Raw genomic sequence first — 16,522 nt, 5'->3', positions numbered from 1 at the left:
CCTACACCCGACGAGCCTTTCATCACGCGGGCGTAATTTATTCGGGGTACTTCGCGCAGCGCTCAGATTAATCCCCTTTAAATATACCGAGGGACTTCCCGGCTGGTAGTTAAAAATTCAATACGCGACAGCTTACCCCTGCTGAAACCGGGTTTTTTGTCTGGGTGCGTCCAGGACTGTTCTTTTGTTTTCTGTGCCTGCGGGCTGGTTTCGAGGTGCCAGACAGCTTATTCGCCGTCTGTTTCCCCATCTTCTAGGAAAAGTTCGGACTCCGGTATCGCTTTAAACACGGGACAGAAACCGTCGGGGGTTACTTTAAAGCCAAACAAAGCACTGGACTGGTTCCAACAGCGCTGGCTGCGGTAGTGCTGGCAATTGCCGCAGCATTCGAGGTTTGCCTGAACGGCGCTGCCTTGAAAAAGGAGTTCCCGCTGGGAGATGCCCCGCAGTACCAGTTCTTCGCCTTGCCAGCGCGCTTCTACCAAACCGGTATCGGCAAAATTGGCCCACCGAGGATCGGCTGTAATCGGACTCGGCAAGCTAATTGCTACCTCTGTCCCCAATTCGCTGAGTTCTCCCTCATAGTTAGTTTCTGGGATAGCGGGCTGCAAAAACATTTCCCCGATCGGCAATTCGACAAGTGTTCCAGCCGCCGGAGTGTGCAACTGGTAGCGGTTTCGCAGCTCGTCCAAGTTAGCCAAGTCAGCCAAATATGCAGGGGAACCGTGGACTAAAATTACGTGCTGGGGACGCAAATTGTGGATGAGTTGGGTCGTCCCCGGCCCGTCGCAGTGTTCGGCTAGCAGATAAGTTTCGACACTTGTGACTCCAAATTGGGGTCTGTTGCCCAGCCAGTCGCTGACGGGATATCCTGGTTTTTGAGGGGCGAGCAAAATCCAAGGGTTTGTGCTATCGGCAATATACAAAGCCAAATCAGCTAACTTGTCTGTAATTACAATACAGGGCATGGCTCCCAATCCGGGGCGCTGTTCGGCAGACAGCCGACGGACGCGGGGTTTCACTCTTTCGTCCCAAAACAAAGGTTGGTGCAGAGCAAAATTTTGGACGGCGGTGGGAAATTGGGGTAACAGTTCTAGATAAGCGTCGCACCCGTCGGCGACAGTGCCATCTACCCAAATATCCAAGTCGCGGCCAGTAAAGTAGTGGTGACTGCGGAGCAGCATCAGCATTTCTTGGCCCAAACCAAGGGCCGGCGCGGGCAGCAGTACGGAGTACCCGTCGGCGATGGCGCGGTGGATGCGATCGGCTAACTGATTTTCCAGTTGTCGGCGGTGAGGGTGGCGCGCCGTGCCGTAACTGCCTTCCAAAATTAACACATCCGGCTTCATGCCCCTGAGTTCTCCTAGGGGCAAACCTTCCACCAAACGAGAATTGGACAGGAAAAAGTCGCCTGTGTAAACGACGGTGTAGGTGCGGTGCGGGGCTGCATAAGTCAGCAGCACAGTCGCAGCTCCGGGCAAATGACCCGACGGGAACAACTGCACGCTCAGTCCTGGGCGCACTTCGAGCGGCGACTGCCAGGGCAGTCCCTGACAGAACCGGGACTCTGGCTGCTGAGCCAGTTGTGGCCAGTTGAGCGGTAGCAGTCGCGCTGTCACTTCGCTGGCGTAAATTGGCAAGTGGGGGAAAGATTGATGGAGTGCTAGCAAACCTCTGGCATGATCGGAGTGGGCGTGGGTACACACCACAAAATCGGCTGGCAGCGATCGATTTAGTGTCGCTGATAGCGGTGCAATATCCTCTATACCGCAGTCGAGTAAAATGCGGTGCGGCCCCATTCGGACTAGCAGACAGACCCCTTCCTGTGCGTGGCCTGCGCCGTAAGGTAAACAATCGAGATCCATCACTGCGGTTAGCTCCCTGCTTTGCACGCAACTTGCAGTATCGCCTCTTTTAAACATTGGTTGCGACTGCATTCATTCGATCGAGTTCAGTCTCGGACGCTGAAACCGGGTTTGATGAACGAAAACACTTTGTTGCCGCCCTCGCTCCCGGTAAAAAAACCCGGTTTATCAAAGTTCTGGTGCGTAACCCTTGGAGCTAAATGTTGGCTCGAAGGCTCCGGCTCTCGTGCAAGGAAAGTAATTGCACTTAAGATTTGATGCAGCGCCAAGAAGGCGATTTTCCGAAGGCATTGGCCGGATGGGCCTTGGGCCTTCGACAAAGTTCAGGCTACTGGTTCTTGCATCAAAAGTTACATTTTATTGCACCATGTAAGAGTAGCGAGATCGATCTCATATTCTGAGTTTTAAACCTTTTTCCACAATTTGCGCCTGCTAAAAGCTAGTCTTTTTTATGAGAAGATTTTAATTCAGATGCCCAAACATCTTGATAAAACTTTACAATTCTTCATTTTTAGGGTTTTGAGGGCGGTTTATAGTCCAATCTGAAAAAGGAAGAACCCCCATCGTGCTAACTAAGGATCGCGAATTAAATAACTTACAATTTTAATTGTTATTGTGGGATGGGCGTCCCGCCCGTCATGAGTGGACGGGCGGGACGCCCATCCCACTTTCAAGAGTGGAAGTTATTTAATTCTCATTCCTAACTGCTTTTGTCAAGGCAGAGAGAGACTTTATGAGTTTGATGGGTTTTTTTGTAAAAGTTTGATACATTCTTCTAAGTAAACCTTGTGGCTATCGAGGAGAGAGTGTAAATGGCTTTTTGACCGAAAGCCTCCAGGATACCCGCCACGTGATTCATCCGTGCAGAAATAAAAAACCTGTATCCGATAAAGGATCCCCCGAATTTATCTCGCGCAAGTCAATACTTCAATTCTTTAATCTAAAATCTAAAATCTAAAATCGCGCCATCGATTGACTGCCCCATAATACGTTTGTTTACTCCGCTCATTGACAAGGGGGCAAAACGATGCGTTTTTTTGTTTAACCCCAAACATAGCCACATAAATCCCCAGACAATACATGATATTCATTCTGTAAAAATACCACTAAGTTGCCAGAAGTAATCTCAGCTCGATGAGTCTCCAACCAGCCTGTAATCTCCTGTTTCTTTTATCGTTTATGGGTCTGATTTAGGGTTGAGTTTGGGAGTATTTTTCACCTAATCCGTGCGCGGTTCGATCGCGAAAGTTTGAAGGGCGAGAGTGTTGAATTATTTGGTATGCTGTCGTGCATTTAAATTGTATATTCAGGGCGGGCGGGACGCCGAACCCCCTACTTCCCACACGAATTTATTTTTTTTGATATACAATTTAAATGCCGCCACAGCTTAGGTTTTTGAGAATAGTAAGCTGTGGAGCATTTAAACCACTAACGAGGCCAGTAGGGTGCGTCAGCTCTCGATCGCTTCCACCGGCAAGGGAAACGCGGAGGACGCTCCGCACCCTACAATACTATTTTAAATGCTCCACAGCTTATCAGAGCGCAATTAGAGCTGAAATGAGGAGCGATCGCACCAACCCGGTTTTATCAAAAAATCGGGTTTTTAGATGTGGCATTAATGGCGAGGCTTGGTGGCGATCGGCTGCCAATAATACCTGCAATTGACACAATCCTCGACGCGGGATCGTTGCCGATGGTAAAACTTGTGTTGGGAAAAAACTTGACATCAGCGGGTAATTGAAAGTAAAAATAAATAAAAGCAATAAAAGCAATGAGGCTTTATGTTTGATTCGCAATTTGATTCGCAATTTGATTCGCAATCGGCGATCGGCAAGTGTGGCATTGAGAAGTTGCTATACCCTAAAACAATTTATGCTAAAATACATCCGGTAATATACGGAGTATCTAGGATTTTTTCGCAATCTAAAATATAAAAGATAAAATCTAAAATGGCAACAGCTATTGTTGAGCTGGAAATCTCCAAACTCCCGCCAGAAATTACGGTTGATGAGCGTTACAGCAAAGCCTTGGTTTTAATTCGACTGCACGGAAAACCGATCGGTCAAGCTCTTTTGTCCGTAGTCGGAGGTGGCATTGGCGGTGACGAATTACGGGAAACACTGATGAAGGCTGCGGGGGACAACTTGTGGAAAAACTTGCTCTACGAGACTCTAGAATGGGATGAGCGGGGGTCGGTGGAGGTATTGCAGATCGCTACAGTAGCGGTTTGCACGCGCGATCGCCCGGAAGATTTGCGGCGCACTCTTGACGCGCTGATGCAGCTCCCAGACGAGGGTCAGGAATACTTAGTAATTGACAATTGCCCCAGCACGGACGCGACGAAGGAACTGGTCAAAAATTACCCACAAGCCCGCTATGTGCGCGAAGACTTACCAGGCTCCAGCGCTGCCCGTAACCGAGCTTTACGCGAAGCTAAACATGAATTCGTAGCGTTTACAGATGACGATGCGGCCCCCGATCCGAACTGGCTGCGATCGCTCTTGCGAAATTTCAGCGATCCGCGAGTGATGTGCGTCACGGGGCTGGTGATGCCCTTGGAACTGGAAACCGAAGCGCAAGAATGGTTCGAGCGCTACAGCCCCCACGGGCGGGGATTTGAGCGCCGAGTTGTTGATGGGGCGCACTGCAATCCTCTGATTGTGCATCTTGTGGGAGTTTCGGCGAGTATGGCTTTGCGGAAAAGTTCGATCGACTACATTGGGCTGTTTGACGAAGCTTTGGGGGCGGGAACGCCCACGGTGGGTGGCGAAGACTGTGAACTTTTTGCCCGCATTTTGCGCGCGGGCTACTGCATTGTCTACGAGCCGAGAGCATTGAGTTGGCACCGCCATCGGCGCACTTGGGAAGAATTGCGAAAAACGCTCCAAGGCTACGGCATCGGAGTCTATGCTTTCTGGACGCGGATGTTTGTAATCAACAGAGAATTCAGTGTGCCTCTATTAGCTTGGGGATGGCTGTGGTATAAGCAAATTCCTGAATTAATTGCTTCTTTGCGAAAGCAGCCGGATGCGGTTCCGAGGGATTTGCTGTGGGCTCAACTGCGGGGCTGCATTAGCGGGCCGATGGCTTATTTTGCTTCTAGGAAGTTGTTACAAAAAATGAAGGGGAGCAATGAATAGGGATTTGTAGATTATTTTTAACGGTCGATGAAGGGAGATGAAATGCAGATGAAGTTAATTGTTGTAATGTAAATATGGAAAATCTAACAGTTAGCATAATTATTCCTAGCCACAACCGAAGTTCTTCGCTGCGGCGGGCTTTGGATGCTTTGCACTTGCAGACTTATCCGATCGACCTGATCGAGGTTATTGTAGTGGCAGATAGCTGCATAGATAATACTTTGGCAATGCTACAAGACTATAAAGCTCGGTTTAAAGTGCAGGCGATCGAGGAAAATTGCCGGAGTGCTGCCATCGCCCGCAATACGGGAGCGGCTTCGGCTACGGGGCAATTGCTGCTGTTTCTCGACGACGATATCGAAGCGCTGCCGCCTTTGGTGGAAAGTCATGCGCGGGTTCACTCTTTGCGTCCGGGCTCGGCTGTCATGGGCCCCTATCCGCCTAAGTTGCATGGAGGAACTACATTGTTCGAGGTGGAAGTGCGATCGTGGTGGGAAGAGAAGTTTTATCAGATGAGTCAGCCCGGTCATCGATTTACTTATCTAGATTTGCTCAGCGGCAACCTTTCTTTGGATGCAGAACTGTTTGCTCGTCTCGATGGGTTTGATTCGGCTTTTGGGAACTGTGGCGGAGAAGATTATGAGTTTGGGATGCGTTTGCTGAAAGCTAATGTACCTTTTGTTGTGGCTGCTGAAGCAGTGGGCTATCATTACGAACACGAAACTAACAATCTCGATCGCTCTTTCGGCAGATTTCGTCAGGAAGGGCGATCGAATGTTTTGATCGGGTACCGACACCCGGAACTTAGACCGATACTGCCGATAGCAGTCTACGAAACTGCTGACTCGCTGGTGGATAAAATTGTGGTGGCGGTCACGTTTTTCTGGCCGGCTGCTGTGGATTGGCTGGCTGTGGGAGCCAGGAAATCTCTTGATTTACTCGAAAGCTTGGGGATGCGGGGAACTTGGCGGTGGTTGCGGGCAAAATTGCGCGCTTATTGGTATTTGCGGGGTGCTATTGATGAGTTGAAAAGTCGATCGGCTCTTTCTAGTTTTATGCAAGGTGAGCCTGCTGGTGCTGACTTGGGCAGACATGAAATTGAAATCGATTTGCAGGAAGGTTGGGAAGCAGCAGAACGAATCATTGACGAGAAAAAACCCGATGGCATTTACCTCAGTTACGGTGAACTGTCTGTCGGTCACGTCACTCCCAAATTCGGTGTAGAGCCACTGCGGGGCGCTCACTTGCGATCGATTCTGGCCCTTGACTTTGCCGAACCCCTGGCTCGGGCGATCGCGGTTAAGGGTATGCCCAAAAGTGCTGCTCATTCCGAGCCTAGCTTGGTTGACAACACCCTACTTCAAAATCTACAGTTGTTTACAGTATTGGAGAAAAAAAACCTGAAAACTTCTTCCTAGAAATGACATAATTAGATTAGATAAAAAACAGAATATAGAGGTGTAATCAAGTCAGACATTAAGTGATAGAAAATAGTAATTTAGATATTAAAAACCACAGAAAGTGACAAAGGTAATTATGACAATAAAATTGATCGAAGCAGATTTTTTAGAACCAATTTCTGACAAACAGACTCTGGTACAGACCCTGAATTTGGTTAAGATTCTGCCCTGGAATTTATCCGGGGGAGAACCTCAGATAGTTGCTGGGGGTGTGCTGTGAGAAATGCGGGAAAGGTAGCTTATATTCGCAAAATAACTCATTTCTTTGATTTGCTACGGGTATTGGTCGATCGCGAGATGAAATTACTTTACAAGCGATCGACCTTGGGGATTGCTTGGACTTTAATCAGTCCGCTGTTACAGTTGGCTGTATTTTCCTTTTTGTTTCGCTCTGTAGTACCCCTTAATATTCCAAAATTTTCTTCCTTTGCTTTCAGCGGCTTGTTAATCTGGAATTGGTCTCAAACGGTATTATTTAAATCAACGGCATTAATTACCAATCATAAGCCACTAATCAGGCAGCCAAATTTCCCGTCGGCAATTTTGCCGATAGTCACGACGACGACGGGGCTCATTCACTTTTTCTTAGCATTGCCGGTGTTACTTATCTTTCTGGCAATTGATGGCGCTCCTCTGAATGCAGTGCTCTTGTTGTTGCCGCTGCTGATGATTATTCAGTTTTTCCTGACAGTTAGTTTTGCTTATCCCCTTGCCGCTTTGAATGTCACTTTCCGCGACACTCAGCACACTTTGGGAGTAGTTTTGCAGATGCTGTTTTACCTGACTCCGATTTTCTACGACATCAGCAGCGTCCCCGAAAAATTTAAGATTTTTTATTACTTAAATCCAATGGTGCCCCTGATTGAAGCTTACCGCGCCATACTTCTTAAAGGTATGCAGCCGGATTGGTCTGCTCTGTTAATTTTGAGCTTGGCTGTGGCGGCTCTTTTACCCATCGGACTGGGAATTTTTAGACGGCAAAGCGCTCATTTTGTGGAGGAAGTGTAAATGCGTGAAGCAATTATTGTCAAAGGTTTGGGTAAGCGTTTTAACCGCTACTCTACCGCGAAACCTCATACGATTATGGAAGCCGCTTTGTCCGGTTGGTGGAAGCTGAAGCCGGAGGCGAGTTTTTGGGCGCTGCGGAATATAAATTTTACTGTTTCTCCTGGCGAAATGCTGGGAATTCTTGGAAAGAATGGCGCGGGAAAATCAACGCTGCTGCAAGTTGTAGGCGGTATTTGCAGGGCTGAGGAAGGTTCTATTAAAGTTAACGGCAGAATTGGCGGGTTGTTAGATTTGGGTGCGAGTTTTCACACGGATCTAACGGGCAGAGAAAACGTGTTTGTGGGCGCGGTGGTGGCCGGTTTGACTCGCCGGGAAGTGGCGCGCAGGTTTGACGATATTGTGGAATTTGCAGAGTTAAAACAGTTTATTGACAGCCCGACGCGGACTTATAGTACGGGGATGAAAATGCGGCTGGCTTTTTCGGTGGCGGTGCATACCGATCCAGAAGTGCTGTTAGTTGATGAACATTTGTCGGTTGGTGATGTGGCTTTTCAAACTAAATGTTTGAATAAGATAACTGAGTTTAAGAATCAAGGATGCGCGATTGTTTTGATTTCTCACACTGCGTCGCAAATTCAGAAAATGTGCGATCGGGCTTTGTGGCTGAAATCCGGTGAAATCGTCGCTTACGGGGAACCGGAAGTGGTAGTCGGTCAGTATTTGTCAGAAATGCGATCGTCCACAGAAAATAGCACTCCCCTGCGTGCTGCTGAAGCTACAAGTAGCGGTTCGCCACTGCGAGGTAATCAGAATCGCTTCGGTACTATGGAAGTAGAAATTACCGATGTCAAAGTGTCGCCAAATACGGAAATAGATAGCGGTGATGCTATTAGCATTGAAATTCATTATTCGGTGGCGCAGGAAATTTCTGCTGCTATTTTTGCCGTGACAATCAGCAGGGATGATGGTCAAAGTTGTTTTGAGACTAATACTAATCAAATGGGCAGACTGCTGCCGCTGGTGAAAGGGAAAGGCAAAATCCGGCTGCAAATAGATAGGCTGGATTTAGGAAACGGTCAGTATTACGTGAATGCTGGGGTTTACGAGGAAACTTTGGCTTACGCCTACGATTATCAGTGGCAGGTTTATCCGCTGTACGTGCGATCGACTGTAAACCAAAAAACGATTCTTTGTCCGCCGTACCGCTGGGAATTTGAGGGCAAAATGCCGCTTATGGATGTGGCCGAACCAGCCACGGCAACTTACGATTTGGATAATAATCATCCGGGCTACGCCAAGATTTTGACTCAGTTGGAAAACAAGCAAAAACCTGACTTTTTAATAATTGGCGCTCAAAACTGTGGCACAGAATATCTATACAGCCATCTCGAAAATCACTTGCAAATTATCAAAGAAGGTTCTCGAGATATTCACTTTTTTGAATTAAATTTTGAGCGTGGTGTTGATTGGTACAGCAAGCAGTTGACACGGAGTGTAGCGAGTGAGAAGGTGATCCTGTGGGAGATGACTTCTTACTATATTTATCATCCTTTGGTGGCGGAGCGAGTTTACAAGTGTTTCCCGGATGTTAAGCTGATTGTAATGCTGGGAAACCCAGTAAAACGAGCGTGGATGCACTATCATTTAGAAGTGGCGCGAGGCACCGAAAAGTTGGATTTTGAAAAGGCGATCGCTTCTGAACCCGCTCGACTCAAAGGTGAGATTGAAAAAATCAAAGCAGATGAAAATTATTACAGTTTCAATCACCAGCATTATTCCTATTTGTCGCGGGGAATTTATGTAGAACAAATCAAAAATTGGCTCGACTATTTTCCGAGAGAACAGTTGCTAATTATCAAGAGCGAAGATTTTTACGCACATACAGGCAAAGTATTTTCCGAAGTATTGAAATTCCTGGATATTAGTGAAAATACAAGTAAAAAATATGAAATTAATCATGTCGATGAATACAGCCAAATGCCAGCGACAATAGAACAAGAATTGACTAATTATTTCAAACCTTACAATCAGGAACTTTCGGATTTCTTGCATGAGGATTTTAGTTGGAGTTAGAAAAAAAGTTTTTAAATGCAGAGTGCCCAGAGACGAACATGAATCATACCTCTTTCTTCTCTTCCTCTGTGCCCTCTGCGCTCTCTGCGGTTCCTAAAAAAAAATTAATTCACAAACCATCTATCAGCTAGAAAAATGAAACGGATATTTTTAGTAGGCTCTCCGAGAAGCGGCACAACCATGCTTCAAAGTTTATTAGCTGCTCACCCTGAAGTTATTTCTTTTCCTGAATCTAAGTTTTTTCACTATTTACTGTACAAGAAGTTTGCGGGAAAGTTGCCAGGTAGGATGGAAGCTTTTTTTAAGGATGAGATTAATCGGCCTGAACTTTTGCAAGGTTTTGATGATAGTCAAACTGTGGCAACTAAAGTTAGTTGGTTTGTCGGAGTTTTGGATGGTTTGGCTGCGGAACAAAACAAAAGTATTTGGTTGGAAAAAACGCCGGAACACATATATTTTATTGAGGACATACAGCGCTTTTTGCCGGATGCTAAATTTATACATATTTTGCGAAACAGTATGGATACAATAGCTTCTCTGCATGAGGCGACTAGTAATTCTCATGATTTGTGGGGGCCTGGTTGGGATTTAAACCACTGTATCCATCGCTGGAAGGAGGCGATGTTAATTAGTCACAAATATGCTAAAAATTCTAATCATATATTAGTCAAGTATGAGGAAATTCTCGACAATAAAGTAAAAAAGTTAGAAGAACTTTCTCAGTTTATGGAAATTGAGTATGATGATAAAATGCTGGAGTTTTATCAAGAAAAAGCTGCTCATCTCAGTTTAAATCTGCCTTGGCATCAAGGGATTGATAGAGAGGTTAAAAGTAATAAGGTTCACAAATATCATAAAATTTTTAATGACCAGGAAATTCGATATATTTTAGATAAGATTAAGCGAGTCAAGGGTGAAATTGCCTGGAAGTTGACGGTGGAAGTGAGCGAACCAATTTCCGATATTTGTAATCTTCCGCAAATATACGATCGCCTGTGCTGTACGATAAAACTAGAAGGAATTAAACTCGGTATTGTTGAATTGCCGATTTGCGATGGCATGGTGGCGGCTTCGGTGTTGGCGGATGCGGTTGCAGCCCAGTTTGCTTGGCAAATTCTCGATCGCTTCTTTCAACGCAATCGCTGCGAAAAAGGCAATAAATTGTGGGAAACTGTGCTGAAACCATTGCACCCTAAACATGACTGGACGCTATTTTTGCAAGAATTATGGGGGCGTCCCCATTGGAATTTGGAGGATTTCTACAATCATGAAATAGCTGAGGAAGTCCCAACAATTACCCTCGAAAAAGATTTGATTGCTGTAGAAGTTAGCGAGGAATTTGCTAATATAAAAGTTGAGCTTTCGGAAATAGACGTGCTGGTGAAAGTAGGCGGCGTTGCTGTCGGGATTGTCACTGTTGCGGTGGAAAATAATTTTGTTTCGGCTCAAAAATTGCGATCGACAATTAATCGAAATATGGGTTTTGAGTTGTGCGTCGCCGCCGTGCGAGAAGCTTTGCTGGGAAAACCACTCAACGGCAAGCAATGGCTACGATCGCGCTTAGCCTCTTGTGCTCAACAAAGGTCTAATTTGCCCGACAGTTTGAATGCAGCGGGTGCTGGGGGCATTTACCCCCAAAATGCGGTGATCTTCGGCAGGCGATCGGGTGCGATCGGGACAAGTGTCAGCCGTCGCGCCTCACTCCCGGCGGCTGCGCTACAGGAAATCGAGTCAGCCGCAGCAATCGCGGGGGAACCGACAATGCAAATTCCCCAAGAAAACGAGTTCCCAAAGCAAGTATTTTACGCACCGGAAATCATTCGCTCAAAATCTTCTTATCAGGAAGTTTCTCACTCCGTGAAACCTCAAGTTTTGGACAACCATAGCGTTACACAAAGGCTGCCGATTCTCTCCTACCGCCGCATTTCTCCTGACAGTTTAGACGCAGTTAGCCCCCAGGTTTTGGAACAACAGTTGCAGTATCTCAAAGATCGCGGTTATTATAGTGCGAGTTGGGAAAATTGGCAAAGTGCGAAACGGGATAAAACTCCTTTACCCGGTAAAGCTGTATTGATGACTTTTGACGGCGGCTATCTCGACTTTTTCCAATATGCTTGGCCTCTGCTAAAACGCTTTGATTTTACAGCGACTGTTTTTCTCGTAGCTGAGTCAATAGGAAAGACAAATAGTTGGGAAAAAGCCGAATTTGAAGAAGTGCAGTTAATGGGATGGCCGGAAATTTTGCAACTGCAGAATGCAGGAATTGAATTCGGTTCTATGTCTGCTACTCATCAACCTTTGACGGCATTGTCGCCGACAGAAATTGTGCGGGAGGGGGCGAAATCCCGTGCTATCTTAGAACGGGGATTAGAGAAATCTGTTAAATGTTTTGCCTATCCTTACGGGGATGTCGATCCAATTGTAGCGCATTTAATTGGAGCGAGTGGATATACTTTTGGTGTATCATATAAATTAAATTATAGCAGTTTTGACGATAATTTAATGTCTCTGCCGCGCATTAAAGTTACAGGAGAAAAATTTTTATGGCAATTAGGTTTGTAGGGTGCGTCAGCCAGCGAGATTTTTCCCTCAACTAACAATTTTTCAACAGACGCACCTTACTTTTAAGTCAGTAGGCTGCGTCAGCCAGCGAGATTTTTCCCTCAACTAACAATTTTTCAACAGACGCACCTTACAAGTGAAATCGCTTAATCAATCCCTTGATTTTCCGCTGCAAATAACCGCCGAATCCTCTGGAAATTCTCTCAAATTTATAATAAAATAAAATATCCATCACCTCTTCAGTTTTCATATACTTTAAATAAGAAATCATTTTATCGGTTAGTTCATCATTAACATCATCGATATACTTTCTCACCGCCAACCTTTCTGAAATATTCCATTTCCGATCAAACTTGCGGTGCATTTGGGTCTCATAATCCCGAAAATCTGAGATTTTCCCCTGCAAATAGCTTTGAATATATTTCCCTGCGATTTGGGCACCATCCATCCCGTGTCTAATCCCTTCGCCGCCCAAAAAATTTACTGTCGAGACAGTATCGCCGATCGCAATTACATTATTTTCTTTCCAATAAATATCCTTCAAACCAGGACTGTACTTCAGCGTCGAACCATGTTTGTCAATAATTTTATAACTTTTAGACTTCAGATATTCATCAATCAGTAAATCAATATATTTTTTCAGCGGTGACAAATGCCTCACCGTTTTCGGGTCTAAAAAAATGCGACCCGCACCAACTTTCAGTCGGTTTTGTTCCATTGGGAATATCCAGGAATAACCCTTCGGCATCCATTTATCGCCCAAAAAGAAGATTAAATCACCGCTGTATTTATTGTAAACTTCTGGCTCTACTTCAATTAAATATTCAATTCCAGTTCCCGACAAAAAATTGGGCTTATCATTCTCTTTTTCGTACATAACCGCCCTAGCGAAGCCAGTAGCATCAACCAATACTTTCGTGCTAACTTGGATAAGTTTACCGTCGGATAACTGTTTAAATTCGACTATTGTTTCGCCGTTTTCTTGTGAGTGTCGAATGTAGCGATAACCAAGCCAAACTTCACCGCCAAATCGCTCAACTTCGCTAGCCAAAAATGCTCTAAATTTAGCAAAGTTGAGAACAACTCCCAAGCTTTCGGGAGACTCCCAAGTTTGACTGACTTTGCTAGTTTCAATAGTAAGTTTGTGCCAAAAACTGCCGATAACGGATTCAGGTAAATCGAATTTAGAGAGGGTTTCTAGAGGTGTAGCGGCGCTAGAAAAGTCATTTTTATTAAAATTGTCGTTTTGCTCTGCCAGCAAGACTTTGTGGCCGGATTGGGCTAGGATTCTCGCGCAGTGACCGCCTGCAGGGCCTGCTCCTACTATTACTATGTCAAAACTTTTTAAATTCATTTTGCTTTTAACTCGCTTCCAATGTCAAAACACCCGCCGAAATATCAACTACCAATCGCCGATTTTTCAACAACTGGCGGCCGATTAAAATTTCCGGTACTCCGGCACCCATTAGGGTAAAATCCCCCGGATTCATCCGTAATCTCGCTTTATTCAATTATTCAATTTCAAATCTAAAATCTAAAATCTAAAATCTAAAATCGATTGACTGTCCATTGCTAACCAGCCCTAAAAACCTGTATCTAGCAGGGCATCAACAGGTAATTCTAAGCCGTTATCAGCAATCAATTCAATTTCCAAAAATAGCTCATCCTCATCACCAAATGTTCCTTGAATCATATCGTGCCACACGCCCCTGTATTGTTGATGCGGAACATGAAGGGGATAGCATTTGGATGTTTCTGGCGACACATTTTGGTAGCCACCATATCATCTTTGTCGATAAAATAGTCTCCGCTGTCGGGTTCAACGGCCATGTACCAGTTGTAGTGGGTTTTAATCAATTCTGGTTTGAGGCGATCGAAAATTGGTTTGCAGCGCTGATAAAATGCTTCTCTTTCGGCTCGCCACTGGGCTTTTTTTTCTTCTGACCACTGAATTTCTGGGAACAGTCTTCCCCGCCGCACGGTACGATTTGGTTTTACGTTAGTCATTGTTTTTTCTCCCTTATCCTCAAATCTTCCTTCAATCATGCTGCTCTTTCACTGTCATAGATCGGAGCTAGAATGGTAAGGTGCGCTGCACCCTACCATTCTAGCTATTTACACGCTAACAGGAGACTGTTTGCGGCTGAATGTTGCTAAGATACGATCGCACATTTGCGACGGAGTTAATCCTAAACTGGCAAATGATTGTTCAGGCGTTGCATGATCTACCAATGTATCGGGTACACCCAACCGCATCAGGGGCACGAGGACATTATTGTCGAGCAAAGATTCGGCTACTGCTGAACCAAAGCCTCCCATCAAACAGCCTTCTTCCATTGTGACAACTTTGCCGATTCGCTGTGCTAAAGGCAAGATTAATTCGGTGTCCAAAGGCTTGACAAAACGCGCATTGATGACAGTTGCTTCAATACCGTGCTCGCTCAGAATCTGGGCGGTTTGCATTGCCGGATAAACCATTGAACCATAACCCAAAATCAGCACATCGTCGCCGTTGCGGAGAATTTCAGCTTTGCCGATCGGCAATTCTTCCCAACCTTCCTCCATCAAAGGCACGCCGTAACCGTTGCCGCGCGGGTAACGCATGGCGATCGGGCCACTGGTGTGGTTAATTCCCGTGACTACCATCCGCTGCAATTCTGCCTCATCTTTTGGTGCCATAACTACCATATTTGGCAGGCACCGCAAGAAAGAAATGTCGTACATTCCTTGGTGAGTTGGGCCGTCAGCACCGACAATGCCCGCGCGATCCAAACAGAAGAAAACTGGCAAATTTTGGATACAAACATCGTGAATTATTTGGTCGTATCCCCGCTGGACAAATGTCGAGTAAATTGCCACAACCGGGCGCATTCCTTCGCAGGCTAAACCAGCGGATAAAGTCACGGCGTGCTGTTCGGCAATCCCGACATCAATGTACTGTTTAGGCAGTTTTTCATGAAGTTTATCCAGACCAGTTCCGGTTGCCATAGCAGCGGTAATGCCGACAATTTTCGGATTATCTTCTGCTAGCTTGACTAGGGCGTGGGCAAAGACTTTCGAGTAAGCTGGAGGCTTTGGTTTAGTGGAGGGAATGCCTTTGCCTGTGGCTAAGTTAAAGGGATTTTGGGCGTGATATCCTACTTGGTCTTTTTCGGCGATCGCATATCCTTTGCCCTTCACCGTCACAACGTGAACTAGCACAGGCCCTTGGATAGTATGAGCTTGTTTGAAAGTGGTAATTAACTCTTCCAAATTGTGTCCATCTACCGGGCCCATGTAAGTAAAGCCCAATTCTTCAATTACTGCTCCAACTTTCGAGACAGCCAAGCGTTTCATCCCTTCTTTGAGGCGTTCCATTTCTGGAGTAAAAGTTTCGCCGACAAAGGGAATGTGTTTGAATTGTTCCTCTAAGTTATCTTTGAGAAACTGCACCGGTGGCGACAATCGCATCTTGTTCAAATAGCGGGTAATTGCGCCGACGTTGGGCGAGATTGACATCTCGTTGTCGTTGAGCACAACTAACAAATTGGTTTTCGGCATATGGCCCGCGTGGTTAATCGCTTCGAGTGCCATGCCCCCAGTCAAGGCGCCGTCGCCGATGACTGCTACAGTTTTAAAGTTTTCCCCCTTGAGGTCGCGCGCCATCGCCATCCCTAACGCTGCGGAAATGCTTGTGGAAGCGTGGCCGGCGCCGAAGTGGTCAAATTTGCTCTCGCAGCGCTTGAGATAGCCTGCAACGCCGTCTTTTTGGCGCAGGGTGTGAAATTGGTTGTAGCGGCCGGTTATCAATTTGTGAGGATAAGCTTGGTGGCCGACATCCCAAGTAACTTTGTCGCGATCGAGGTCGAGTGTTTGGTAGAGTGCTAAGGTCAGTTCGACTACACCCAATCCTGGGCCGAGGTGGCCGCCGCTAGCGGCTACAGTTTCTAAATGCTTTTCTCGAATTTGTCGGGCAATTTGTTCGAGTTGATGAATCGAGAGGCCGTGTAATTGGTTTGGGTGAGTCAGTTCGCTGAGATGCATATTTTAAAATCTTGCTCCTGTGAATCAGGACGAATCCTTAACAGATATAGGTTGTGCCTGCAACGTTGGGTACGCGCAAACGTTAGAATAGTTTAACGGTTATTTGAGAAAAACTGTTAGGCGTAACAATTTTGTTATTTCGGGTCTGGTAATTATAGTTAATAAATTGTGCGCCGTCAATCGATTTTAGATTTTCGATTTTCGATTTTAGAGGCGACCCCACGGATAAATGCGGGGGCTCTTCTGATTTTCGATTTTCGATTTTGGATTGATTGCACGGATAAATCACGTGGCGGGTACCACCTTTGAAATTCGTGGTCAATATAAAAAAGCTTATGTTGTTAGTTCCTAATCGCTAATCGATTTTAGATTTTAGATTTTAGATTTTAGA

12 protein-coding genes are annotated in these 16,522 nt (G+C 45.8%); 6 read left to right on the top strand and 6 right to left on the bottom strand.

The genetic code is table 11. The features are described 5' to 3' along the window. Nucleotides 1-227: 227 nt before the first annotated feature. Nucleotides 228-1,865, bottom strand: a complete 1,638-nt coding sequence (locus QUB39_RS29325; protein ID WP_333051822.1) for an MBL fold metallo-hydrolase — start codon at nucleotides 1,863-1,865, stop codon at nucleotides 228-230. Nucleotides 1,866-3,400: 1,535 nt separating this feature from the next. Next, nucleotides 3,401-3,592, bottom strand: coding sequence for a hypothetical protein (locus QUB39_RS29320; RefSeq protein ID WP_333212685.1), 192 nt, complete (start codon nucleotides 3,590-3,592; stop codon nucleotides 3,401-3,403). Nucleotides 3,593-3,814: 222 nt separating this feature from the next. Between QUB39_RS29320 and QUB39_RS29315 the strand changes: the two genes are divergently transcribed. The 6 genes from QUB39_RS29315 (at nucleotide 3,815) to QUB39_RS29290 (ending at nucleotide 12,108) form a co-directional block, all read left to right on the top strand. Further along, entirely contained in the window at nucleotides 3,815-5,005 is a 1,191-nt protein-coding gene (locus QUB39_RS29315) for a glycosyltransferase (protein WP_333051455.1), read from the top strand. A gap of 74 nt (nucleotides 5,006-5,079) precedes the next feature. Continuing rightward, a complete protein-coding gene (locus QUB39_RS29310) occupies nucleotides 5,080-6,423 on the top strand; it encodes a glycosyltransferase (RefSeq protein ID WP_333051453.1) in 1,344 nt (447 codons plus the stop codon). A 118-nt stretch (nucleotides 6,424-6,541) separates the two neighbouring features. After that, complete coding sequence (locus QUB39_RS29305) at nucleotides 6,542-6,685, top strand: hypothetical protein (protein WP_333212688.1); 144 nt, start codon at nucleotides 6,542-6,544, stop codon at nucleotides 6,683-6,685. Further along, on the top strand, nucleotides 6,682-7,473 hold the full coding sequence (locus QUB39_RS29300) for an ABC transporter permease (protein WP_333051451.1): 792 nt from the start codon (nucleotides 6,682-6,684) through the stop codon (nucleotides 7,471-7,473). The genes QUB39_RS29305 and QUB39_RS29300 overlap by 4 nt, the downstream gene beginning before the upstream one ends. Next, a complete protein-coding gene (locus QUB39_RS29295; protein ID WP_333212690.1) occupies nucleotides 7,474-9,546 on the top strand; it encodes a Wzt carbohydrate-binding domain-containing protein in 2,073 nt (690 codons plus the stop codon). It abuts the gene before it with no gap. 135 nt (nucleotides 9,547-9,681) lie between these two features. After that, the gene (locus tag QUB39_RS29290) at nucleotides 9,682-12,108 is read left to right on the top strand and encodes a sulfotransferase (RefSeq protein ID WP_333212692.1); all 2,427 of its coding nucleotides are present in this window, start codon (nucleotides 9,682-9,684) and stop codon (nucleotides 12,106-12,108) included. Between the two features lie 130 nt (nucleotides 12,109-12,238). Here QUB39_RS29290 and QUB39_RS29285 read toward each other — a convergent pair whose 3' ends face one another. From QUB39_RS29285 to dxs, 4 genes are all read right to left on the bottom strand, one after another. After that, nucleotides 12,239-13,462 carry an NAD(P)/FAD-dependent oxidoreductase gene (locus QUB39_RS29285; protein ID WP_333051446.1) on the bottom strand — a complete coding sequence of 408 codons (1,224 nt, stop codon included), beginning with the start codon at nucleotides 13,460-13,462 and terminating at the stop codon, nucleotides 12,239-12,241. 7 nt (nucleotides 13,463-13,469) lie between these two features. Then, entirely contained in the window at nucleotides 13,470-13,619 is a 150-nt protein-coding gene (locus QUB39_RS29280; RefSeq protein ID WP_333051445.1) for a hypothetical protein, read from the bottom strand. A gap of 178 nt (nucleotides 13,620-13,797) precedes the next feature. After that, nucleotides 13,798-14,115: a hypothetical protein gene (locus QUB39_RS29275; RefSeq protein WP_333051443.1), complete on the bottom strand. Its 318-nt coding sequence runs from the start codon at nucleotides 14,113-14,115 to the stop codon at nucleotides 13,798-13,800. A 108-nt stretch (nucleotides 14,116-14,223) separates the two neighbouring features. Beyond that, nucleotides 14,224-16,131: a 1-deoxy-D-xylulose-5-phosphate synthase gene (gene dxs / locus QUB39_RS29270; RefSeq protein WP_333051441.1), complete on the bottom strand. Its 1,908-nt coding sequence runs from the start codon at nucleotides 16,129-16,131 to the stop codon at nucleotides 14,224-14,226. Nucleotides 16,132-16,522: the final 391 nt, after the last annotated feature.

The organism is Microcoleus sp. AT8-B5 (genome assembly GCF_036705565.1).
Taxonomy (GTDB): Bacteria; Cyanobacteriota; Cyanobacteriia; order Cyanobacteriales; family Microcoleaceae; genus Microcoleus.
Note: the sequence above shows the minus strand (reverse complement) of the source record. Positions and strands in the feature narration are given on the sequence as shown.

What these genes read in the sequence shown, in the direction of transcription:
- QUB39_RS29325 (WP_333051822.1), bottom strand. Translation starts at nt 1,865, where the DNA reads ATGGATCTCGATTGTTTACCTTACGGCGCAGGCCACGCACAGGAAGGG.
- QUB39_RS29320 (WP_333212685.1), bottom strand. Translation starts at nt 3,592, where the DNA reads ATGTCAAGTTTTTTCCCAACACAAGTTTTACCATCGGCAACGATCCCG.
- QUB39_RS29315 (WP_333051455.1), top strand. Translation starts at nt 3,815, where the DNA reads ATGGCAACAGCTATTGTTGAGCTGGAAATCTCCAAACTCCCGCCAGAA.
- QUB39_RS29310 (WP_333051453.1), top strand. Translation starts at nt 5,080, where the DNA reads ATGGAAAATCTAACAGTTAGCATAATTATTCCTAGCCACAACCGAAGT.
- QUB39_RS29305 (WP_333212688.1), top strand. Translation starts at nt 6,542, where the DNA reads ATGACAATAAAATTGATCGAAGCAGATTTTTTAGAACCAATTTCTGAC.
- QUB39_RS29295 (WP_333212690.1), top strand. Translation starts at nt 7,474, where the DNA reads ATGCGTGAAGCAATTATTGTCAAAGGTTTGGGTAAGCGTTTTAACCGC.
- QUB39_RS29290 (WP_333212692.1), top strand. Translation starts at nt 9,682, where the DNA reads ATGAAACGGATATTTTTAGTAGGCTCTCCGAGAAGCGGCACAACCATG.
- QUB39_RS29285 (WP_333051446.1), bottom strand. Translation starts at nt 13,462, where the DNA reads ATGAATTTAAAAAGTTTTGACATAGTAATAGTAGGAGCAGGCCCTGCA.
- QUB39_RS29275 (WP_333051443.1), bottom strand. Translation starts at nt 14,115, where the DNA reads ATGACTAACGTAAAACCAAATCGTACCGTGCGGCGGGGAAGACTGTTC.
- dxs (WP_333051441.1), bottom strand. Translation starts at nt 16,131, where the DNA reads ATGCATCTCAGCGAACTGACTCACCCAAACCAATTACACGGCCTCTCG.